Genomic DNA, 20984 nt, shown 5'->3' on the forward strand with positions numbered 1-20984 from the left:
TCGCGTCACACTGGGCGGGTGATCGGTCGAGGGAGTGTCAGCGCGGTACGGCGCCGTGGCGGCTGGCTCGTCGCCTGCGCGGCGCTGCCCGCCCTGACGGCGGGTCTGCTCCCGCTGCGCGGTCGGCTCGACCTGGCCGGCGACATGCTCGGCTTCCTGCTCGTGACGGTGGTCGTCGCGCTGGTCGGCGGGCTCTGGCCCGCGCTCGCCACGGCGGTCGTGGCCTCGCTGCTGCTCAACTACTTCTTCACCCCGCCGCTGCACACCTGGACGATCAGCGACCCGGGCAACCTGGGCAGCTTGGTCGCCTTCCTGCTGGTGGCGGCCCTGGTCAGCGGCGCGGTCGACGTGGCCGCTCGGCGTACGCAGCAGGCAGCGGAGGCGGCCGCGCAGGTGGAGCTCCACGCGGCTGCGGCCCGGCTCAGGACGGCGCTGCTCGTCGCGGTCGGTCACGACCTGCGCAGTCCGCTCGCCGTGGCCAAGGCTGGTGTCTCCGGCGCGCGGATCAGCGACGACCTCAGCGACGACGATCGCGCGGAGCTGCTGGCCTCGGCGGACGGCGCGCTCGACCGGCTCGCCGGGCTGATGGACAACCTGCTCGACCTGAGCCGTGTGCAGACCGGCGCGCTCGCCGTACGCCGGGTGCCGGTGGTGGTCGCGGACGTCATCGCCGCGGCGCTCGACGACCTCGGCGTCGCACCCCGCGGCGTACTGCTCGACGTGCCCGAGGACGTGCCGGCCGTGCTGGCAGACGCAGGTTTGCTCGAACGCGTGCTGGCCAACCTCGTCTCCAACGCCCAGCGCCACGCCGCCGGCGACATCCCGCCGACGATCGTGGTGCGGTCTGTGGGGGACAGGGTCCGGATCGCGGTGGCCGATCGCGGGCCGGGCATCGCGGTGGCCGACCGGGAGCGTGTCTTCCAGCCGTTCCAGCGGCTCGACGACTCCTCGGTCGACGGCCTCGGCCTCGGGCTGGCCCTCGCTCGAGGCCTCACCGAGGCGATGGGCGGCGAGGTGCACCTCGAGGAAACGACCCTCGGCGGTACGACGGTCGTCGTGATGCTCGACGCCGAGCCTCCGGTCTCGGGTGCTGGGGGAGAGCCCGCATGACGCGCGTGCTGGTCGTCGACGACGAGCCTGACTTCCGTCGCGCCCTGGCCGTGACGCTCCGCAGCCACGGGTACACCGTCGTGGCAGCCGCGGACGGCGACGAGGCGCTGCAGCTGGCCGCCGAGGTGCCGCCCGACCTCGTCGTCCTGGACCTCGGCCTGCCGGTGCTCGACGGCATCGGGGTGCTGACCCGCTTGCGTGCGTGGTCGACGGTGCCGGTGCTCGTCCTCTCCGGGCGGTCCGACAGCGCCGACAAGGTGGATGCACTCGATGCGGGCGCCGACGACTACGTCACCAAGCCGTTCGGCATCGACGAGCTGCTGGCGCGCCTGCGTGTGATGGAACGACGGGTGTCCTCCGATGCCGAGTCCGCGCCGGTCTCGCTCGGGAACGTCCGCATCGACGCGGGTGCGCGCCGCGTGACCGTCGGCGCCGAGGAGGTCCGGCTCACGCCCACGGAGTGGCACCTGCTGGATGTCTTCCTGCGCAGCCCGGGGCGCCTGCTCAGCCAGCGCGAGCTGCTCGCCGAGGTCTGGGGCCCCGGCTACGAGACCGCCCAGGGCAACCTGCGGCTCTACATGGCGCAGCTGCGCCGCAAGCTCGAGGCCGACCCGTCCCGGCCGGTGCACTTCGTCAACGAGCCGGGCCTCGGCTACCGCTTCCAGCCCTGACGGTCAGGAGGTCGGCGGAGGGCCGAACGGCCGAGCGCCGAGGTGCGGCATGGCGATGCCCTCGATGTCGAAGCGGGCCTTGATCCGCTCGCGCATGGCGCGCGCAACGCGGGCCTTCTCCCCGGGGGCGGTCTTGAGGGTGACGCGCATCGTCACGACGTCGCCAGCGAGCGCCTCGACGCCCCAGACCTCGGGCTCCTCGATGACGGCGCCGACGAACGACGGGTCCTCCCAGACCTCGTGCGCGACCGACCGCAGTACGTCGCGGACGTGGTCCAGGTCGGCGTCGTAGCCCACCCCGATGTCCAGCACGGTGCGGGCCCAGTTCTGGCTCATGTTGCCGACCCGGAGGATCTCGCCGTTGCGGACGTACCAGACCGTGCCGTGCACGTCGCGGAGCCGGGTGACGCGCAGGCCCACCGCCTCGATCGTGCCCACGGCGGTGCCGAGGTCGACGGAGTCGCCGACGCCGTACTGGTCCTCGAAGATCATGAACATGCCCGAGATGTAGTCCTTGACCAGGCTCTGGGCGCCGAAGCCGATGGCGAGGCCGACGACACCGGCGCTGGCGATGATCGGGCCGATCGGGAAGCCGAGTTCGCCGATCGCCATCAGCGTGACCACGAAGACGATCACGGTCGTCGCGATGCTCAGCATCATCGATCCCATGGTGCGGGCGCGGACCTGGCGGCGTTCGTTGAGCGGGCCGCTGGCGATCCGCGCGACCATGCGGTTGATCAGGCGACCGACGAGCCAGCGGATGAGCAGGCCGCCGACGATCAGGACCAGGATCGCGAGAGGCCGCCCGACGAACACGGTCGCGAGATCGGCTGTCGATGCGTCGTGCGTCCAGCGCCAGGCCAGACGGCACGCGATGCCGTCCTTGCTGCCGCACGGAGAGGCGGCGCTCGCGAGGTGGATCGGACTGGCCAGGGTGGTGCTGAGCGACATGGGGACGAGGCTACGGGCACTGCTCACGCCACCACGCCCGGGCCCGATATGCTGACGCGCGTGAACATCCTGACCCTTCCGCTCGTGGTCCCGCAGGGCTGGGCCGAGCACACCGACGTCGACGGCCTCCGTGCGCTCCTGGTCTTCATCGCCTACCCGGCGGGCCTCTTCGCGCTGATCGTCCTGCTGGTTCTCCTCCCGCGCCTGATCAAGGGCGGTGCCTCGGCTGGCACCGAGAGCGAGTGGTTCGGCGGCCCGCGCAAGTCGGGCGACGAGCTCGCTGGTCCCGATGGTGAGGACTCGAAGGCAGGCGGCGCCGGTGCCCGCTGGTGACTCCTTCAGCCGCCAGGAGCGGCTGAGCATCGCTGAGGCGATCCGCAAGGCGGAGCTTCGCTCGCGGATGGAGATCACGGCGTACGTCGGGGCTGCCGAGGGCGACCCGCGTGCCTTCGCCACGCAGCTGCACAACACCCTCGCGGCGCCGACGCGCTCGCTGGTGATCATGGTCGACCCGGCGCAGCGTGCGTTGGAGATCGTGACCGGCGGCTGGGTGCGCGAGCGCCTCTCCGACGAGCAGGTGCAGCTGACCGCGCTCGAGATGCAGCTGGCGTTCGCCGAGGGTGACCTCGCCGGCGGCCTGGTGCGCGGCATCGGTGCGCTCGCCGACCGCGCCACCGCCTGATCCACAGACACGCACGAAGGGCCCCGACCTGCTGGTCGGGGCCCTTTCGTCGTACGCCGAAACCCGGGTTTTGACGCCTTGAGTCCCGGATTTTGGCGCCGAGACCCGGGACTCAACTCGCCAAGACCCGGGTTTCGACGCGTCAAAACCCGGGTCTCGGCGAACTGTCAGCTGGCGTCGCGCACCTGCGCTGCGAGCGCCCGGGCGAGGTCAGCGCGACCCTCGCGGACGTAGCGCACCGCGGCGGGGTTGACCCCGTCGGAGGCGTCGAGCCAGGTGTCGACCTTCGCCAGCGTCTCCGCGGTCGGGTTGGCCCGCGGGAAGCAGAGCTCGAGCGCGAGGCGCGCCAGCCAGACCGTGCGGGTCTCCAGGATCGTGCCGGCGATCTCGAGATACCGGTCGACGTACGGCGCGAGGAGCTCGGCCTGACCCGCGACCTGGAACGCAGCGCACGTGCGGCGAGCGGTCTCGTTCGGGGTGTCGTTGTCGACGACGCCGATCTGCCAGGCGCGCTCCTTGGCCTCCGCCGTCGGGATCGCGGCGCGGGCGCCGGATGCGGCCTCCTGGCCGGTGATCGTGGCGTCCTGCGCGAGCTCGGCGTCGATCTCGGCATCGCCGATGCGACCGCCCGCGGCGAGCGAGGAGATCAGTGCCCAGCGCAGGTCCTGCGAGACGTCGAGTCCCTCGACCGTGTGCGAACCCGCCAGCAGCGAGGCCACCCAGTCGAGCGCGTAGTCGGTGTTCGGCGACGCGGCGAAGGCCCGGACGAGGGCGAGCTGGTGGTCGCTGCCCGGCTCGGCCTTGCTGACCAGACCCCGGAGCCCGTTGGACCAGATCTCCTTGAGCGTGTCCCGGTTGGTGCCCGGCGCGGAGAAGAGGTCGACGGACGACTTGGCGTAGCCGAGCAGCGCGCCGACCGCGGTCAGGTCGCTCTCGGTGCCGACACCCTGGAGGACGAGGGCGACGAAGTCGGTCGCCCGCATCTCCGCGTCGCGCGTCATATCCCACGCGGCACCCCAGCACAGGGCCCGGGCGAGCGAGTCGTCGAGCTTGTCGATGTGCGCGACCAGCGTCTCCAGTGAACGCGGGTCCAGGCGGATCTTGGCGTACGTCAGGTCGTCGTCGTTGAGCAGCACGAGGTCGGGCTGCTGCTGGCCGACCAGCTCGGCGACGTCCGTGGACGCGCCCGCGATGTCGGTCTCCACCTGCGAACGGCGCACGAGGCGGCCGTCGACCAGGTCGTAGAGGCCGACGCGGATCCGGTGGCGACGCAGGGTCGGGTAGTCCGCAGCCGCCGTCTGCTGCACCGCGAACGACGTGAACGCGCCGTCCTCGCCCACGGCAAACGCAGCCGAGAGCGTGTTGACGCCCGAGGTCTGCAGCCACTCCTCGGCCCAGCCGTCGAGCTGACGACCGGACGCCGATTCCAGGGCGCCGAGCAGGTCGGTGAACTCGGAGTTCGAGAAGGCGTGCTTCTGGAAGTACGCCCGCAGGCCCGCGAGGAACGGCTCCTCGCCGACCCAGTGCACGAGCTGCTTCAGCGTCGAGGCGCCCTTGGCGTAGGTGATGCCGTCGAAGTTCTGCTCGACGGCCTCGAGGTCGTGGTTGTCGGCCGCGATCGGGTGCGTCGAGGGGAGCTGATCCTGGCGGTAGGCCCAGTTCTTGCGCGCGTTGGTGAAGCCGGTCCAGGCGTCGGCGTACTTCGTGGTCGCCTTGGCAGCGGCGTGGTGCGAGGCCCACTCGGCGAACGACTCGTTGAGCCAGAGGTCGTCCCACCACTTCATCGTCACGAGGTCGCCGAACCACATGTGCGCCATCTCGTGCAGGATCGTGTTGGCCCGCTGCTCGTAGAACGCCTTGGTCTGGCGCGAGCGCGGCAGGTACTCGTCGCGGAACGTCACGCAACCGGCGTTCTCCATCGCGCCCATGTTGTATTCGGGCACGAAGAGCTGGTCGTACTTGCCGAACGGGTACGGGAAGGCGAACGCCTCCTCGAAGAAGCCGAAGCCCTGCTTGGTGATCTCGATGATCTCGTCGCTGTCGAGGTGCTCGATGAGCGACTGGCGGCAGAAGACGCCGAGCGGGATCTCGCCGTGCGCGCCCGCGTAGACGTCGCGGACCTCGTGGTACTCACCGGCGACGAGCGCGGTGATGTACGTCGACATCCGCACCGTCTCCGCGAACTCCCAGCGCGCGACGCCCTCGGACACGGCGACCGGCGCGGGCGTGGGGGAGTTGGAGGTGACGGACCACGAGGCCGGGGCGGTCACGTGGAAGGTGAAGACCGACTTCAGGTCCGGCTGCTCGAACGTGCAGTAGACGCGACGCGCGTCCGGCACCTCGAACTGCGTGTACAGGTAGACGCGACCATCGGCCGGGTCGACGAAGCGGTGCAGGCCCTCGCCGCTGCGCGAGTAGGCCAGGTCGGCCTTGACCACGAGCTCGTTGGACGCAGCGAGGCCGGACAGCGCGATACGGGAGTCGGCATACGCCGTCGAGGGGTCGATCGCCGTGCCGTTGAGCGTGATCTCGTGGATCGTGCTCGCGCCGACCAGGTCGGCGAAGGTCTCCGCGCCGGGCTGGGTGCAGCTGAAGCGGATGGTCGTCGTGCTGGCGAAGGTGGTCTCGGACTCGCCGCTCAGATCGAGCTCGACGAGGTAGGACGCGACGTCGAGGAGGGCAGCGCGGGTGGCCGCCTCCTCGCGGGTGAGGTTGGTTCCGGGCATGTCGGCCATCCAATCACCCGGCCCCAGCCGCGCGGCACCCCGGAGCGCCGTCGATACTGAAGCGTGACCAGCGCGCCCGCCGACCCACACGCCTCCCGGCACGTCATCCCTCTGCGGGAGGCGACGAAGGCATGGGGTCTCGTGGCCCTGCAGACGTTCGGTGGCCCCGCCGGCCAGATCGCTGTCATGCAGCGCACCCTCGTGGACGAACGGCGCTGGCTCGGCGAGAAGCGGTTCCTCCACGCGCTCTCCTACTGCATGCTCCTGCCCGGCCCGGAGGCGCAGCAGCTCGCGATCTACACCGGCTGGCTGCTCAACGGATGGGTCGGCGGACTCATCGCCGGCATCCTCTTCGTGCTGCCCGGGGTGGTCGCGCTGCTCGGCCTCTCCTGGTTGTACGCCGCTCACGGCGACGCCACCCTCGTCGCCGGGGTCTTCGCGGGTCTGGCGCCGGCCGTCCTCGCGATCGTGCTGCAGGCCGTGCTCCGGGTCGGCGGTCGCGCGCTGGCGACCCGTTTCCTCGTCGGGATGGCGGTGGCGGCATTCGTCGCCCTTGCGGCGTTCGGGGTGCCGTTCCCCCTGGTGGTGCTGGGCGCGGGTGTCGTCGGCTGGCTGGTGCACCGGCGTCGGCCCGACCTCGTCGTCGGTGGCGGGCACAAGGCGTCCGGCAACGACGGACCGGCGCCGCTGATCCCCGATGACGCGTTGCACCACGCAGCACCGTCCTGGCGCCGCAACCTCGCGATCGTCGTGGGCGGTGCGGTCATCTGGGCCGTGCCGGTCGCGCTGGCCGCAGCGATATTCGGGCGCCACTCCATCTATGTCGACGAGGGTTTGTTCTTCGGCGGCACGGCGCTGGTCACTTTCGGTGGCGCGTACGCCGTCCTGGCGTTCGTCGCGCAGAAGGCGGTGGAGTCCTACGGCTGGCTCTCCGGCACCGACATGGTCAAGGGGCTCGCGCTCGCGGAGACCACGCCGGGACCCCTGATCATGGTCGTCCAGTACGTCGCGTTCCTCGGCGCGTGGCATTCGCCGGGTGACCTGGCCCCGTGGCAGGCGGCGCTCATCGCCTCGCTGCTCACGACCTGGGTGACCTTCGTGCCGTGCTTCCTCTTCATCTTCCTCGGTGCGCCGTATGTCGAGCGGCTGCGCGGCAACGCAGCCCTGTCCGCGGCGTTGACCGGCATCACCGCAGCCGTCGTCGGCGTGATCGCGAACCTGGCGATCTACTTCGCGGTCCACACGCTCTTCGAGCGGACGCGGACGGTCGCGTCGGGGCCGCTGCACCTGCTTGTGCCGGTCTGGTCGTCCTTTGCCTGGCAGCCGGCCGCGATCGCCGTCGTCGCGCTCCTGCTCGCGTTCCGCCTGAAGTGGTCGGTCCTGCGGACGCTCGGTGTCTGCGCGGTGCTGGGTCTCGCCCTCCAGCTGACCTGACCCGCTGTGACCCGGCGCGGACGCCACGCCCCGCGACGGAAAAGTCGACTTTCGACGACCGGGGCGCGCACCATGGGGCAGGTGCGCATGACACGTCTCGGAACCCTTCTGTCCCCGGTCCTGGCCCTCGGTGTGGCCTCGACCGCCGTTCTCGCCCTGCATCTCGACGCTCAGGTGTCGCCTCTCGCGGCGCCCGCGCCCGGTGCCTCGGGGCAGCCGGCTGCCGCCTCGGTGCCCCACGGCGTACGCGGCGTGCAGACGGCACTCCCGACCGCGGCCCGCAGCAGCGGGGGCACGGGCGTCATCCGTCCCGGGGCCTTCTCCCAGGTCGCTGTCACCTGGCGGGGCGATGCGCCCACGGTGCGCGTCAGCACGCACACCCGTGGAGCCTGGACGCCCTGGAGCACCCTCGAGCCGTTCGAAGACGCCGACCTGGACGAGGGCAACGGCACGCACGGCACGGATCTCGTCGCCGTCGGCCCGTCGGACGCTGTCCGGGTCCGCATCTCGGGAGGCAGCGGGCGCGACCTGCACGTCGTCACCATCGACCCGGGGCAGACCGACGCGGTGGCGTACGCCGCGAGCACGGTCACCACGGCGACCACCTCGCCGAGCGCGACGCCGACCTCGATCACCGCGCCGCTGGCCAGCCCCGCGCCGTACACGCCGCCGAGTCACTACGCGCCGAAGCCGGCCATCCTGAACCGCGCGAAGTGGGGTGCCGACGAGAGCCTGCGCAACGGCGACCCGGAGTACAACCAGGTGATCAAGCAGGTGCACGTCCATCACACGGCGTCGCGCAACGACTACACGATGGCCGAGGTCCCGGGCCTGATCCGCGGCATGTACTGGTATCACACGCAGTCGCTCGGCTGGAACGACATCGGCTACAACTTCCTGATCGACAGGTTCGGGCGGCTCTGGGAGGGCCGCCGTGGTGGCTGGGTCACCCACCCCACGCGCGGCGCGCACACGCTCGGGTTCAACTGGGACTCGACCGGCGTCGCCCTGATCGGCAACTTCGAGAAGAAGGCACCCACCAAGGCCGCGATCACGACGCTGGTCCACTTCGCCGCGTGGAAGCTCGACTACCACCGGATGAAGCCGTCCGGCTGGGTCACCGTGATCAGCGAAGGCAGCGACCGCTACCCGAAGGGCACCCACGCGCGCCTCCCGGTCATCGACGGCCACCGGCACACCAACGAGACCGCCTGCCCGGGGAAGTACCTCTTCGCCAAGCTGCCCGACATCCGCACCCGCGCGCAGGCCCGGGCGGACCACTACTGAGGCGCGGGTTCATCACCCCGGGCGCGGCGTGCGGGCCGCCGGCGCCGCACTAGGATCTGGCCCATGAGCAACGCCCCCTCGCGCAAGGTCCTCAGCGCGGTCGCCTGGCCGTACGCCAACGGTCCCCGCCACATCGGCCACGTCGCCGGTTTCGGCGTACCGTCCGACGTCTTCAGCCGCTACATGCGGATGGCCGGCCACGACGTGCTCATGGTCTCGGGCTCCGACGAGCACGGCACGCCGATCCTGATCGCTGCCGACGAGGCGGGCCTGGCCCCGCAGCAGCTCGTCGACCAGAACCACCGGATGATCGTCGAGGACCTCACCTCGCTCGGCGTCTCCTACGACCTCTACACGCGCACCACCACGCGCAACCACGAGCAGGTCGTCCAGGAGCTCTTCCTCGGCGTCTACGAGAACGGCTACTTCGTCGAGGAGACGACGTTCGGTGCCATCTCGCCGTCGACCGGTCGCACCCTGCCGGACCGCTACATCGAGGGCATCTGCCCCAACTGCGGTGCCGACGGCGCGCGCGGCGACCAGTGCGACAACTGTGGCAAGCAGCTCGACCCGCAGGACCTGAAGAACCCGCGCTCGAAGATCAACGGCGAGACGCCGGAGTTCATCGAGACGCAGCACTTCTTCCTCGACCTGCCGGCGCTGGCAGATGCGCTGGGGGAGTGGCTCGATCAGCGCGAGGCCTCCGGCCTGTGGCGTCCGAACGTCATCAAGTTCTCCAAGAACATCCTCGACGAGATCCGCCCGCGCGCCATGACGCGCGACATCGACTGGGGCATCACTGTCCCGCTCGACGGGTGGCGCGAGAACCCGACGAAGAAGCTCTACGTCTGGTTCGACGCGGTCATCGGCTACCTGTCGGCCTCGATCGAGTGGGCGCGTCGTTCGGGCAACCCCGAGGCGTGGCGTGACTGGTGGAACGACCCCGAGGCCCTGTCGTACTACTTCATGGGCAAGGACAACATCACCTTCCACAGCCAGATCTGGCCTGCTGAGCTCCTCGCGTACGACGGCCGCGGCTCGCGTGGCGGCGCGCCCCGTGAGCTCGGCTCGCTGAACCTGCCGACCGAGGTCGTCTCGTCGGAGTTCCTGACGATGGAGGGCAAGAAGTTCTCCTCGTCGAAGAAGATCGTCATCTACGTGCGCGACCTGCTCGCGCGCTACCAGGTCGACGCGTTCCGCTACTTCGTCGCCTCCGCGGGCCCGGAGTCGCAGGACAGCGACTTCACCTGGGCGGAGTTCGTCCGGCGTACGAACGACGAGCTGGTCGCGGGCTGGGGCAACCTGGTCAACCGCACCGCCAACCTGATCGCGAAGAACTACGGCGAGCTGCCTGCCGCTGGCGAGCTGGAGCCGGTCGACGAGGCCGTCCTGGCCGCGGTGCTCGGCGCCTTCGACACGGTCGGCGACCTGATCAGCCACCACCGCCAGAAGGCCGCGATCGGCGAGGCGATGCGCGTCGTCGGCGAGGTCAACAAGTACGTCTCCGACCTCGAGCCCTGGAAGCTCATGGGTGAGGAGAACGCCGCGCGCCTGGCCACCGTCCTGCACGTCATGGCGCAGTGCGTGGTCGACCTCAACGTGATCCTGTCGCCGTTCATGCCGCACTCGGCCAACGCGATCGACGCGATCATGGGCGGCGCGGGTGACGTGCAGCCGATGCCGTCGATCGTCGACGTGGACGACCTCGATGGCGGTGCGGGCTACCCGATCATCACCGGCGACTACACGACCGCCCGTTCCTGGGGCCGCACGCCGATCGTCTCCGGCACCCCGGTCGAGAAGCCGGCGCCGGTGTTCGTGAAGCTCGACCCGGCTGTTGTCGAGGAAGAGCTCGAGCGCCTGAATGGCTGACCGCCTGCGCCGCGACGTCCTTCCGCGGTGGTTCGGCTTCCTCTGGGCATTCGTGGCCGTCACAGCAATCGAGGACCGGCACTGGCCCTTCGCGGCGATGGCCACGCTCCTGGCCGTGGACTACCTGCTGCGGCCGGGTGCGAAGGCACAGCGCTGGTTGGAACTCGCGGCCGTCGGGTGTGCGGTCGGGTCCTTGAGCCAGCTCATCTGGCGGCACTTCGCGTCGTGAGTGGGCCTCCCGCCCTCAACGGGTGGGTTTTCTCGCAGCCCGTGACGAAAAGGCCACCCGCTGATTTCGACGGGGCAGGCCCCTAGGCTCCCCACGTGGACCTCAGCCTGCTCGACCTCTCGACGCGCAAGTTCTGGCGCGCGGTCGGGCGCCGCATCGACGTCGACGGTGAGCACGCGTGGCTTCGCGCGCCGATGAGCGACGGACCGCAGGTGGGCGACGCGTGGCTGGCGGCCGAGGCGGCGGCGTACGGCGGGGTGGTGCGCGAGGGCCTGCCCGGCGCGGGGCTGATGCGCGACATGGCGGAGCTCGACGGCCCCGGGTTCGAGGCAGCGCGGCTCCGGCCGGAGATCCGTGACTTCTACGAGCACACCTCGGACTGGCGCATGGAGGTGTGGGTGGCGTGGTCGCCGCTCTTCTGGCCCGGGGGCGAGCTGGTGTCACGGATCTTCGGGCAGCGGCTCGAACAGCTGGCGCTGCCGATGCGACCGCTCGACACGGCACGCGGCATGGACAGCCGGATCGCGGTCATCGAGGACGCCGACGGCGTGCAGCGCGCGGCGGGCTGGCTCCGCACGGTCCGCGCGACAGGGGCCTTCGCGTTCAGCGGCTGCTACTCGTCGCGGTCACTACCCGGCGCCGACCGACCCGGCGTACACGTCGCGTTTCCGCTCGAGTCCGGCAACGTACAGGTCTTCCTGCGCCCGGACCACGGCGAGGACGGATCGCTCTGGCTGCGGTCGCCGGGTGAGCGCTGGGGCGGCAACGGGGCCTACGTGATCGCGCGCGACGGCGGCCATACCCACGCCTCGCGGGCGCCGGTGCACGAGTCGTTCCACGTGTACGTCGACGACGAGGGCGTCGTCCGCGCCGACCACGACCTGCGGGTCTGGAAGGCGAGCGCGGTCAAGCTGCACTACAAGCTCGAACGCCGCTCCTCCTGAGCCTCGAGCTCACGCAGCACGCGCAGCACAGGAGGCGTCTGCGCCAGCGCGTTGACCACGAGGCTGCCGAGGAGCAGGGCCAGCGCCCAGCCGTGCGCGCCGATCGACCACAGTGCGGCCGACCCGAGGCCGAAGACGATCACCTTGACGACCGGCCGCGCCAGCCGACCGCCGTACCGCGCCTTGGGTGAGGCGAAGAAAAACCACACGAGCATGGCGGCGACTGGCGCCAGCACGACCAGCAGCCACCGGAGCCCGCCGTCGGTGTGCCAGCCCCACGCCCCGAACGCTGCCATCACCGCCAGCTCGTCGAGGAAGACGAGCAGCAGCACGGTCAGGGCGAAGCCGCGCATGTCAGAGGCGCGCGAGCGCGGCCTTGAGCGGATCCAGGCCGAGCGACCCCAGGTCCAGCGCAGCGGTGTGGAACGCCTTCAGGTCGAACGCCGACCCGGCGCGCGCCTCCGCCTCGGCCCGCGCCTCGAGCCAGATGCGCTCGCCGACCTTGTAGGACGGCGCCTGGCCGGGCCAGCCGAGGTAGCGGTTGACCTCGAACTTCAACGAGCCGTCGTCCATCCGCGAGTGGGCCCGCATGAACTCGAAGACCAGGTCGGCGTTCCACGTCTCGCCCTCGCGCCAGCCCCACGCGTTCTTCGGGATGGTCAGGCCCAGGTGCACGCCGATGTCGACGACGACGCGGGCCGCGCGGAAGCCCTGCATGTCCAGGAAGCCGAGCCGGTCGCCCGGGTCCGCGAAGAAGCCGAGCTCGTCCATCAGCCGCTCGGAGTAGAGCGCCCAGCCCTCGCCGTGGCCGCTGACCCAGCACATCAGGCGCTGCCAGCGGTTGAGCAGGTCGGCCCGCAGCACCGCCTGCGCGCACTGCAGGTGGTGGCCGGGCACGCCCTCGTGAAAGACGGTCGTCGTCTCGCGCCACGTGGAGAAGGTCTTGTGGTCGTCGGTGAACGAGAACCACATCGTGCCGGGACGCGACAGGTCCTCCGAGGGCGGCGTGTACCAGGCGCCGCCGTCGTTGACGGGGGCCACGCGGCACTCGAGCCGCTGGATCGCGGGGTCGATGTCGAAGTGCACCCCGTTGAACTCGCGGACGATGCCGTCGGACTTCTCCTGCATCCAGGCCTGGAACGCCTCGCGCGAGCCGAGGTCGCGCGTCGGGTCGGCGTCGAGGGCTGCGACCGCGTCGGCGATCGACCCACCGGAGACGATGCGACCCGAGGTCGCGTTCATGTCCGCCTCGATCCGGGCCAGCTCCTCCCAGCCCCACGCGTACGTCGCCTCGAGGTCGACCGTCGCGCCGAGGAACTGTCGCGACGCCAGCGCGTAGTGCTCACGCCCGACGCCGTCGCTCTCGCGGCCCCGCGGGGCGAGATCCGAGGTCAGGAACGAGCCGAACTTGGCGTACGCCGCGGACGCTGCAGCCGCCGCCGCGTCCAGCGAGCCGCGCTGCCCGGCCGGGGCTGCCGCGACCAGGTCGGTGAAGAAGTTCGCGGACGTGCGCTGACCGGTCCAGCCCGCGATCTGCGCCGCGTGCTCGACGTACTGCCGGCGGGCGACGACGCGCCCGGCCGCCGCTTCCTCGAGGAGCGTGGCGCGGTACTGCTCGAGAGCAGTCGGGATGGCCGACAGACGCGAGCCGATGGCCTCCCAGTCCTCCGCAGTCTCGGTCGGCAGCAGGTCGAAGGACTCCCGGACCGCGTTGGACCAGCCGCTGATCACCGACAGCTCGTGCCGGGCCAGGCCTGCGTCGATCGTCTCGAGCTCGAGACCGGTGCGCTCGAGATAGGCGTCCTTGGCGACCTGCTCGCGCGCGTCCGAAGGAGCGGCCGCGGTCACTGCAGCGAAGCCCGAGCGCGCCAGCGACTCCCGTGCCGCGAAGCCGTCGGGGGAGAGGTCCGGCAGCTCGTGATCGTGCCCGGGCACACCCATCGCGGTCGCGCTGATCGGGTCGAGCGCGGCGACATCGGTGACGTACTGGTCGGTGAGCTGGTCCACGAGACGGGTCATGCTCGCCAAACTAGTGGTCAGTGCAAGCGCACCGCATCGGAGATTTCCGCGCGCGTCGTCCGGAAGGCGTTGACCGGCGCACCCTCCGCCGGGACGCCGAACGAGACACCGAAGACGACCAACCGGTCCTCGCCCAGGCCGAACCACTCGCGGAAGAACCCGCCGTACGACGCGAGCGCCGCCTGCGGGGCAGCGCCGAGGCCGAGTGCCTCGGCGCCGAGCAGGAACGACTGCAGCCACAGCCCCGCGTCCACCGCGCCATAGGGCCCGAGCTCGGCAGGCGTGTGGACGATCGCCACGTGCGGGGCGCCGAAGAACTCGAAGTTCTTCAGCATCTGCGCGAAGCGCGCGTCCTTGTCCTCGCGCGCGATGCCGAGGGCGTCGTACAGCTGGAAGCCGCACTCGCGGCGGCGGTCGCCATAGACCCCCGGGAACGCCGTCGGCCACTCCAGGTCCGGCGACGTGGGGGAGGACAGGACGTGCTCGACCAGCGCCGTCCGCAACGACGCCAGTGCGTCGCCGGAGACGACCTCGACCTGCCACGGCTGGGTGTTGCACCACGACGCGGTCCGCTGCGCCATCCGCAGCAGCGCGTCCAGCGTCCCGTCCGGGACCGGCTCGGGCGCGTAGGCGCGGCAGGTGGAGCGGCTGTCCTGCAGCGCGGAGAGCGTGGAGAAGGCGTCTGTCACCCGCGCATCGTGGCACGCCCCGCTAGCGTCAGCGCCATGACTGCCGCGATGTACCTCCCCGAGTTCTTCCTCAAGCAGAAGCTCACCCTCATGGTGAACCGCTACGAGATCTACGCGCTCGGGCCCGACGGCAAGCCGGGTCAGCTCATGGCGTTCGCGGAGCAGAAGCGCATGGCGTTCAAGGAGCAGGTCACCTTCTACACCGACGCCTCGAAGGTGCGTCCGGTCTTCGGGTTCAAGGCGCGCAAGGTGATGGACCTCGGCTCGGGCTACGACATCGTCGACGAGGCGGGGCAGCCGCTGGGCTTCTTCCGCAAGGACTTCGGCGCCAGCATGCTGCGCTCGACGTTCCATCTCGAGGGCCCCGGCTACGCGGGCTCGGGCCAGGAGCGGTCGATGACCGTCGCGATCCTGCGCCGCTTCACGGACATCTCGTTCCTGCCGATCCACTTCGACTTCACGAACGCCGAGGGCGCGCCGATGCTCTCCAGCACCCGGAAGGCCAGCATCGGCGATCGCTATCACGTGACCGTCCCCGACCAGCGGGTCGACTTCCGTGTGGCCGCCGCAGTGGCCGTAGCGCTCGACGCCCTGATGGCCCGCTGATGGGGCTCTGGGACCGGCTCTTCGGCGGCGATGCGCAGGCAGGCGGCGAGCACGACCACGGCGCTCACCACCTCGTCGTCGTGCGTATCCCGGCGGATCCGGGCAACCCGTTCGCGGCGGTGGCCTACACGGGTCCCGTCACGGCCTGGCTCGAGGAGACCGGTGCCGGGGAGCTGCTGGCGGCAGGGTCTGGTGCCCAGCACCACAAGGGCCCTGGTGGCACGCCGTTCATCCAGCTCGACCTCGCGCTGCACGACGCCAGCGACAAGGCGCTCGCGCGACTGGTCGCCGAGCTCGAGGGCCTGGGTGCACCGATGGGATCGCGTTTGCGCACGGAACACGGTGATCCCGTGCCGTTCGGCGTCTGAAAGAATGCGCCCATGCGCGTTCACCTCGGCAGCGACCACGCCGGCCTCGAGCTCAAGGACCACCTGATGAACTGGCTGGTCGACAACGGCTACGAGCCGGTCGACCACGGTCCGTTCGTCTACGACGCCCTCGACGACTACCCGGTCTTCTGCCTGCGTGCGGCCGAGGCCGTCGCGGCGGAGCAGGCCGACGGCCTGGACTCGCTCGGCGTCGTCATCGGTGGCTCCGGCAACGGCGAGCAGATGGCGGCCAACAAGGTGATCGGCGTCCGTGCCGCCCTGGTCTGGAACGACGCCACCGCCCAGCTCGCGCGCGAGCACAACAACGCCAACGTCGTCTCTGTCGGCGGCCGCCAGCACACGCTGGAGGAGATGACCCGCTTCGTCGGCATCTTCCTCAAGGAGCCGTTCCCGGGCGACGAGCGCCACGTCCGCCGCATCGCGATGATGAGCGACTATGAGGTCAGCCGCGACCTTCCGCCGCTCCCCGAGTCCGCGATGTCCGGCCCCGCCGACCGGGACTGACGTGCCCGAGGGGCACACCCTCCGACGCCTCGCGATCGACCTCACCGCCGCCTTCGGTGGTGAGGTCGTCGCCGTCTCCAGCCCGCAGGGGCGCTTCGCCGCCGACGCGGCGCAGGTCGACCGCACCGAGCTGGTCGGCGCGGACTCCGCGGGCAAGCACCTCTTCCTCGAGTTCGCGGGCGAGCGGTTCGTCCACATCCACCTCGGCCTGATCGGCAAGCTCGACGTACGCCGCGGCACGGCACCGCCGCCGCAGGGCGCGGTTCGCCTGCGACTGGCCAGCCCCGACGCCTACGCCGACCTGCGCGGGGCGACCCGCTGCGACCTCGTCGACGGCGCCCGCGTGCGGGAGGTCGTCGCCCAGCTCGGCCCCGACCCGCTGCGCCCGGACGCCGATCCCGACCGGGCCTGGGCCCGGATCGCGAAGAGCGAGCGCTCCATCGGAGACCTGCTGATGGACCAGGCGGTCCTCGCCGGCGTCGGCAACGTCTACCGGGCGGAGGTGCTCTTCCGGCACCGTGTCGACCCCCAGCGCCCCGGTCGCACGCTGCAGAAGAAGCAGTGGCAGGCGATCTGGGACGACCTCGTCCTGCTGATGGCCGAGGGCGTCCGCCTGAACCGCATCGACACGGTGCGCCCCGAGCACACCCCGGAGGCGATGGGGCGACCGCCGCGTGTCGACGACCACGGCGGCGAGGTCTACGTCTACCGGCGCACGGGCATGGAGTGCCACGTCTGCGGGAGCGTCGTACGCACGCAGGACCTCAAGGGGCGCAATCTCTTCTGGTGCCCGCGTTGCCAGCCGACTTTCCGGTCCCGGTCCCGGTCGGCACCGTAGGGTGATCCCACTCCACCAGCCCACACCTGTGCCCGCGAACTCGAGGATCCCGTGGCCCGCGCCCACCGCATGACCAGCCTCACGACCCTCAACCGCCGAGGGCCGGCACTGGTGCTCTACCTGCACGTGACGCTGGTACTGGTGTGCGCTGCGGTCCTGACCGGCGTGCCGGACCTGGTGCCGATCACGGTCTTCATTCTCCCGTTGTTCTTCGCCAGCCACTACCTCGGGCCGCGCCATCTGCCCTGGTACCTGATCTTCCTGCTCGCCGTGATGCTGATCTGCGTCGCGCAGCGCCAGCGCGCGGACCTGCGCACCTCGGCGGGCGTCGTGGCGGTCTTCTTCATCGCCTTCATCGTGCTGCAGGCGTCGTTCCGGCGGTCTCGTCTCGGCGTCTCCGGACCGCGGGGCGAGTCGATGCTCGTCGACCTGCGCGACCGGATCATGTCCCAGGGGATGCTGCCGCCCCTCCCCGCCGAGTGGTACGCCGAGACGGCGCTCCGGTCGGCGGGTGGCACGCCGTTCGCCGGAGACTTCGTGGTCGCCTCGCGGCCCGGCAACGGCCGGCGCCTCGACCTGGTCGTCGTCGACGTCTCGGGCAAGGGCGAGGACGCCGGCACCCGCTCGCTTCTGCTCTCCGGAGCGTTCAGCGGCCTGCTCGGCGCACTCCCCCCGGAGGAGTTCCTGCCGGCGGCCAACGACTACCTGCTGCGACAGGAGTGGGAGGAAGGCTTCGCGACGGCGATCCACCTGACGCTCGACCTCGACGCGGGCGACTTCGTGCTCCGGTCGGCCGGGCACCCGCCTGCGGTGCAGCTCAGCGCTGGCGCGGGGCGCTGGGTCGTCCACCCGGCGGAGGGCGGGACCGTCCTCGGCGTCCTCGAGGACGCCGACTTCCCGGCCGTGCACGGCACCATGCGCCGCGGTGACGCGATGCTCCTCTACACCGACGGCCTGGTGGAGAACCGCAGCCGTGACATCGCCATGGGCATCGACCGTCTCCAGGGCCAGGGCGAGCGCCTGCTCCGCTCCGGCATGGACGACGGAGCCCGACGGCTCATCGACAAACTCGGCTCCCGCAACGACGACCGCGCGCTGCTGCTGGTCCACCGTCGCTGACCGGATTCGGAGCGCTCGGAGCGGTGTGGCACGATGTCACCCGCGCATTTGTGCCCGTCAGCGGGCATCGGATGAGCATGCGGATGTAGCTCAATGGTAGAGCTCCAGTCTTCCAAACTGATCACGCGGGTTCGATTCCCGTCATCCGCTCCAAGGGCCCGTGAAGGGCCACTTGGCGGGGCGTAGCGTAGTGGCTAGCGCGCCTGCTTTGGGAGCAGGAGATCGCAGGTTCGAGTCCTGTCGCCCCGACAGCCCCAAAGAAAAGCAACAGACTCCCTGCATCAATCACCAACACCGAGGAGAAACACGGTGAAGAGCGCCGTCGAGACCCTGAACCCCACCCGGGTCAAGCTGACCGTCGAGGTCCCCTTCGAGGAGCTCAAGCCGAGCCTCGACGCGGCCTACAAGAAGGTCGCCGCGCAGGTGAACATCCCCGGCTTCCGCAAGGGCAAGGTCCCGCAGGCCGTCCTCGACCGCCAGGGCTACCGCGGCTTCGCGCTGGACGAGGCCGTCAACGAGGTCCTCCCGAAGGCCTACGGCGAGGCCCTCCAGGACAACAACCTCGAGCCGCTCGGCCAGCCCGAGATCGAGGTCACCAAGTTCGAGGACAACGCTGCCCTCGAGTTCACCGCCGAGGTCGACGTCAAGCCGGAGATCACCCTCCCGGCGTACGACGGTCTCGCGGCCGAGGTCGAGGACATCGCCCTCACCGACGACGACGTCGAGGAGCAGATCGGCGCCCTGCGCGAGCGCTTCGCGACGCTCAACGACGTCGAGCGCGCGGCCGCTGACGGTGACTTCGTCACCATCGACCTGGTCGCCAAGCAGAACGACGAGGTCGTCGAGGGCGCCGAGGTTGCCGGCATGTCCTACAAGGTCGGCCGCGGCGGCATGCTCGACGGTCTCGACGAGGCGCTCGCCGGCATGGCCGCGGGCGACGAGAAGACCTTCGACTCCGAGCTGGTCGGCGGCGAGCTCGTCGGCGAGCCGGTCAAGGTCACCGTCAAGGTCACCGGCGTCCAGGAGCAGGAGCTCCCGGCGTTCGACGACGAGTTCGCCCAGCTGGCGTCGGAGTTCGACACCGCTGACGAGCTGCGCGAGGACGTCCGCACCCGCCTGGGCAACGGCAAGCGCCTCGAGCAGGCCGCTGCCGCCCGCGACGCCGTCCTCGAGAAGCTCCTCGAGCAGGTCGAGATCGCGCTCCCCGAGACGATCGTCACCGACGAGCTCAACGCCCGCCGCCAGCAGGTCGAGCAGCAGCTCATGTTCGCGGGCCTCTCGATGGAGAAGTACCTCGAGGAGGAGGGCCAGACGCAGGAGGAGTTCGAGGCTGAGCTCGAGCGCCGCGTCCGCGACGCCATCACCGCGCAGTTCATCCTCGACGAGGTCGTCAAGGCCGAGCAGTTCGGCGTCGAGCAGCAGGAGCTCACCAACCACGTGCTCATGCGTGCGCAGCAGCAGGGCCAGGACCCGCAGAAGGCGTTCGAGCACCTGCAGGAGCACCCGCACCACATCCAGGAGTACGTCCAGGAGATCCTCCGCGGCAAGGCGCTCGCCTCGATCGTCGAGGGTGCCACCGTCAAGGACGCCTCCGGCAACGTGGTCGAGCTGAAGAACCTTCGTCCCGACGGCACCATCGGCGAGGCCGAGGTTGCCGACGACGACACGTCGGACGCCTGATCCACAGCTCCGGACGGGGCCAAACTGTCAGTCTGACAGTTTGGCCCCGTCTGACATTTCCGAGGTGTCACACCAAGCGAAACTGTCAGTCTGACAGTTTGGCGAGTGGTGGTTCTGGGCGTGACACGGGCCGCAACGAGTGCAGCGAAGGCCTCCGCGGTGGGAGACTTGTCCGGTGAACGCGTCGCCCCTCGTCCCCCTCGGTGACGACGAGTACGCCGTTTCGCTCCCGCCCGGCCAGCACCGCGGCCATCCGGACGCTCCGGACCCCTTCCGGGCCGCCCAGCAGATCGGCGAGGGCATCGCCGGCCGTGTGCAGTTCGGCCTTGGCCTGATCCGCGCCACCGCCGGGCTCGGCCTGCGCCTGGTGGCGCTCGGTCGCCGTCCGCTCGCGCTCGCCGCGGGTCCGCTCGGCCGCCAGCAGGTGCTCGAACGCCAGAAGCTGGTCCGCCCGCCCGTCGCCGTGCGTTTCCTCGACGAGGACCTCGAGCTCGAGACCGACGACCTCGCCGTGGCGTACGGCGCGGAGGTCGATCCGGTCGAGGCTGGCGACCACCTGGTCGTCTTCGTGCCCCAGCCGGGCGAGGACGAGCGCTCCTGGCGTCGTTCGGTGGAGGAGCTCGGCGGCACGTACGCCTCGCGCCTCTCCGGCCTGCTCGGCTGGACGCCGGTCCAGCTGCGCGTCGACGACACCGTCGGCATCGGCAACGCCGCGGTCGAGCTCAGCGGCGTCCTCCAGGAGCTCATCGAGGCCTGGCCGACCGCCGTACGCCGGATCGCGATCGTCGCGCACGGCACGGGTGGCCTGGTCGCCCGTGGTGCGCTCGGTGTCGTCGCGCCGGGGGAGCGGCCGTGGGCCGATCTGGTCACCGAGCTCGTCGCGCTCGGCACTCCGCACCTCCAGGCCTCGCCCCAGCGCTTCGCCCGCGAGGCGGGTCGGCGTCTTGAGGAGCGGCTGGCCGGCATCCTCGCCGCCGACGAGGAAGTCGTCGACGTCCCGCCGCGCCACGGTGTCCGCTACCTGCTGGTCACCGACCGTGCGATGGGGATGGCCAACCCGGCCGGCGCCGTCCTTGGCGGCATGCTCTGGTGGCGCCAGCGGGCGATGCGCCAGGTCCGCCGCGCGCGCGATCTCTTCCCGACCGCCGAGCGTCACGAGGTCACGATCGGCGCGCAGTCACTGGTCAACCACCCGGACGTCCACCGCTCGCTGATGGACTGGCTGCGCTGACGC

General features: G+C 70.7%; 21 protein-coding genes and 2 tRNA genes. 18 read left to right on the plus strand and 5 right to left on the minus strand.

What is annotated here, in order from left to right; translation table 11 throughout:
- Positions 1–18 precede the first annotated feature (18 nt).
- Positions 19–1110, plus strand: a complete 1092-nt coding sequence (locus tag EPD65_RS05570; RefSeq protein ID WP_131582175.1) for a sensor histidine kinase — start codon at positions 19–21, stop codon at positions 1108–1110.
- The gene (locus EPD65_RS05575; protein WP_131582176.1) at positions 1107–1781 is read left to right on the plus strand and encodes a response regulator; all 675 of its coding nucleotides are present in this window, start codon (positions 1107–1109) and stop codon (positions 1779–1781) included. The genes EPD65_RS05570 and EPD65_RS05575 overlap by 4 nt, the downstream gene beginning before the upstream one ends.
- Positions 1782–1784: 3 nt before the next feature.
- Here the strand turns inward: EPD65_RS05575 and EPD65_RS05580 are convergent, their stop codons facing one another.
- Positions 1785–2732 (minus strand): mechanosensitive ion channel family protein, encoded by a 948-nt coding sequence (locus EPD65_RS05580; protein WP_131582177.1) that lies wholly within the window; start codon positions 2730–2732, stop codon positions 1785–1787.
- A gap of 60 nt (positions 2733–2792) precedes the next feature.
- Between EPD65_RS05580 and EPD65_RS05585 the strand changes: the two genes are divergently transcribed.
- Both EPD65_RS05585 and EPD65_RS05590 read left to right on the plus strand, forming a co-directional pair.
- Positions 2793–3065, plus strand: coding sequence for a hypothetical protein (locus EPD65_RS05585; RefSeq protein ID WP_131582178.1), 273 nt, complete (start codon positions 2793–2795; stop codon positions 3063–3065).
- Positions 3052–3414, plus strand: a complete 363-nt coding sequence (locus EPD65_RS05590; protein WP_165872900.1) for a DUF5130 family protein — start codon at positions 3052–3054, stop codon at positions 3412–3414. The genes EPD65_RS05585 and EPD65_RS05590 overlap by 14 nt, the downstream gene beginning before the upstream one ends.
- Positions 3415–3581: 167 nt before the next feature.
- Here the strand turns inward: EPD65_RS05590 and pepN are convergent, their stop codons facing one another.
- A complete protein-coding gene (pepN, locus tag EPD65_RS05595) occupies positions 3582–6140 on the minus strand; it encodes an aminopeptidase N (protein ID WP_131582180.1) in 2559 nt (852 codons plus the stop codon).
- 63 nt (positions 6141–6203) lie between these two features.
- Here pepN and chrA point away from each other — a divergent pair, with 63 nt between their 5' ends.
- From chrA to EPD65_RS05620, 5 genes are all read left to right on the plus strand, one after another.
- A complete protein-coding gene (chrA, locus tag EPD65_RS05600) occupies positions 6204–7574 on the plus strand; it encodes a chromate efflux transporter (RefSeq protein ID WP_131582181.1) in 1371 nt (456 codons plus the stop codon).
- Between the two features lie 87 nt (positions 7575–7661).
- A complete protein-coding gene (locus tag EPD65_RS05605; protein ID WP_165872901.1) occupies positions 7662–8861 on the plus strand; it encodes an N-acetylmuramoyl-L-alanine amidase in 1200 nt (399 codons plus the stop codon).
- 63 nt (positions 8862–8924) lie between these two features.
- Positions 8925–10733, plus strand: a complete 1809-nt coding sequence (metG, locus tag EPD65_RS05610) for a methionine--tRNA ligase (RefSeq protein WP_131582183.1) — start codon at positions 8925–8927, stop codon at positions 10731–10733.
- Complete coding sequence (locus tag EPD65_RS05615) at positions 10726–10962, plus strand: hypothetical protein (RefSeq protein ID WP_131582184.1); 237 nt, start codon at positions 10726–10728, stop codon at positions 10960–10962. The genes metG and EPD65_RS05615 overlap by 8 nt, the downstream gene beginning before the upstream one ends.
- Positions 10963–11057: 95 nt before the next feature.
- Complete coding sequence (locus tag EPD65_RS05620) at positions 11058–11906, plus strand: hypothetical protein (RefSeq protein WP_131582185.1); 849 nt, start codon at positions 11058–11060, stop codon at positions 11904–11906.
- Here EPD65_RS05620 and EPD65_RS05625 read toward each other — a convergent pair.
- Genes EPD65_RS05625 through EPD65_RS05635 form a run of 3 tightly spaced genes read right to left on the minus strand, consistent with a single transcriptional unit; the run spans position 11879 to position 14614 of the window.
- The gene (locus EPD65_RS05625) at positions 11879–12259 is read right to left on the minus strand and encodes a YrdB family protein (protein ID WP_131582186.1); all 381 of its coding nucleotides are present in this window, start codon (positions 12257–12259) and stop codon (positions 11879–11881) included. The two genes, EPD65_RS05620 and EPD65_RS05625, sit on opposite strands and share 28 nt — an antisense overlap.
- 1 nt (position 12260) lies before the next feature.
- Positions 12261–13925, minus strand: a complete 1665-nt coding sequence (locus EPD65_RS05630; RefSeq protein ID WP_131582187.1) for a DUF885 domain-containing protein — start codon at positions 13923–13925, stop codon at positions 12261–12263.
- A 17-nt stretch (positions 13926–13942) separates the two neighbouring features.
- A complete protein-coding gene (locus tag EPD65_RS05635) occupies positions 13943–14614 on the minus strand; it encodes a nitroreductase (RefSeq protein WP_131582188.1) in 672 nt (223 codons plus the stop codon).
- 36 nt (positions 14615–14650) lie between these two features.
- Here EPD65_RS05635 and EPD65_RS05640 point away from each other — a divergent pair, with 36 nt between their 5' ends.
- The 9 genes from EPD65_RS05640 (at position 14651) to EPD65_RS05680 (ending at position 20981) form a co-directional block, all read left to right on the plus strand.
- The gene (locus EPD65_RS05640; protein WP_131582189.1) at positions 14651–15220 is read left to right on the plus strand and encodes an LURP-one-related family protein; all 570 of its coding nucleotides are present in this window, start codon (positions 14651–14653) and stop codon (positions 15218–15220) included.
- A complete protein-coding gene (locus EPD65_RS05645) occupies positions 15220–15588 on the plus strand; it encodes a hypothetical protein (protein WP_131582190.1) in 369 nt (122 codons plus the stop codon). Before EPD65_RS05640 ends, EPD65_RS05645 begins: the two co-directional genes overlap by 1 nt.
- A 12-nt stretch (positions 15589–15600) precedes the next feature.
- Entirely contained in the window at positions 15601–16113 is a 513-nt protein-coding gene (locus tag EPD65_RS05650; RefSeq protein WP_131582191.1) for a ribose-5-phosphate isomerase, read from the plus strand.
- 1 nt (position 16114) lies between these two features.
- Positions 16115–16951, plus strand: coding sequence for an Fpg/Nei family DNA glycosylase (locus tag EPD65_RS05655; RefSeq protein WP_131582192.1), 837 nt, complete (start codon positions 16115–16117; stop codon positions 16949–16951).
- Positions 16952–17002: 51 nt separating this feature from the next.
- Positions 17003–18070: a PP2C family protein-serine/threonine phosphatase gene (locus EPD65_RS05660; protein WP_243640458.1), complete on the plus strand. Its 1068-nt coding sequence runs from the start codon at positions 17003–17005 to the stop codon at positions 18068–18070.
- A 79-nt stretch (positions 18071–18149) separates the two neighbouring features.
- Positions 18150–18223: transfer RNA gene (locus tag EPD65_RS05665), tRNA-Gly, on the plus strand.
- Positions 18224–18246: 23 nt separating this feature from the next.
- Positions 18247–18319, plus strand: a tRNA-Pro gene (locus EPD65_RS05670).
- A 60-nt stretch (positions 18320–18379) separates the two neighbouring features.
- Positions 18380–19750 carry a trigger factor gene (gene tig, locus EPD65_RS05675; RefSeq protein WP_131582193.1) on the plus strand — a complete coding sequence of 457 codons (1371 nt, stop codon included), beginning with the start codon at positions 18380–18382 and terminating at the stop codon, positions 19748–19750.
- Between the two features lie 175 nt (positions 19751–19925).
- Positions 19926–20981: a lipase family protein gene (locus tag EPD65_RS05680; protein ID WP_131582194.1), complete on the plus strand. Its 1056-nt coding sequence runs from the start codon at positions 19926–19928 to the stop codon at positions 20979–20981.
- Positions 20982–20984 lie beyond the last annotated feature (3 nt).

Source organism: Nocardioides jejuensis, from assembly GCF_004337475.1.
GTDB lineage: Bacteria > Actinomycetota > Actinomycetes > Propionibacteriales > Nocardioidaceae > Nocardioides > Nocardioides jejuensis.

Bases quoted from the DNA above. Each gene is read 5' to 3' on its own strand.
- EPD65_RS05575 (WP_131582176.1), top strand. From the start codon at position 1,107: ATGACGCGCGTGCTGGTCGTCGACGACGAGCCTGACTTCCGTCGCGCC.
- EPD65_RS05580 (WP_131582177.1), bottom strand. From the start codon at position 2,732: ATGTCGCTCAGCACCACCCTGGCCAGTCCGATCCACCTCGCGAGCGCC.
- pepN (WP_131582180.1), bottom strand. From the start codon at position 6,140: ATGCCCGGAACCAACCTCACCCGCGAGGAGGCGGCCACCCGCGCTGCC.
- EPD65_RS05605 (WP_165872901.1), top strand. From the start codon at position 7,662: ATGACACGTCTCGGAACCCTTCTGTCCCCGGTCCTGGCCCTCGGTGTG.
- metG (WP_131582183.1), top strand. From the start codon at position 8,925: ATGAGCAACGCCCCCTCGCGCAAGGTCCTCAGCGCGGTCGCCTGGCCG.
- EPD65_RS05615 (WP_131582184.1), top strand. From the start codon at position 10,726: ATGGCTGACCGCCTGCGCCGCGACGTCCTTCCGCGGTGGTTCGGCTTC.
- EPD65_RS05625 (WP_131582186.1), bottom strand. From the start codon at position 12,259: ATGCGCGGCTTCGCCCTGACCGTGCTGCTGCTCGTCTTCCTCGACGAG.
- EPD65_RS05630 (WP_131582187.1), bottom strand. From the start codon at position 13,925: ATGACCCGTCTCGTGGACCAGCTCACCGACCAGTACGTCACCGATGTC.
- EPD65_RS05640 (WP_131582189.1), top strand. From the start codon at position 14,651: ATGACTGCCGCGATGTACCTCCCCGAGTTCTTCCTCAAGCAGAAGCTC.
- EPD65_RS05645 (WP_131582190.1), top strand. From the start codon at position 15,220: ATGGGGCTCTGGGACCGGCTCTTCGGCGGCGATGCGCAGGCAGGCGGC.
- EPD65_RS05650 (WP_131582191.1), top strand. From the start codon at position 15,601: ATGCGCGTTCACCTCGGCAGCGACCACGCCGGCCTCGAGCTCAAGGAC.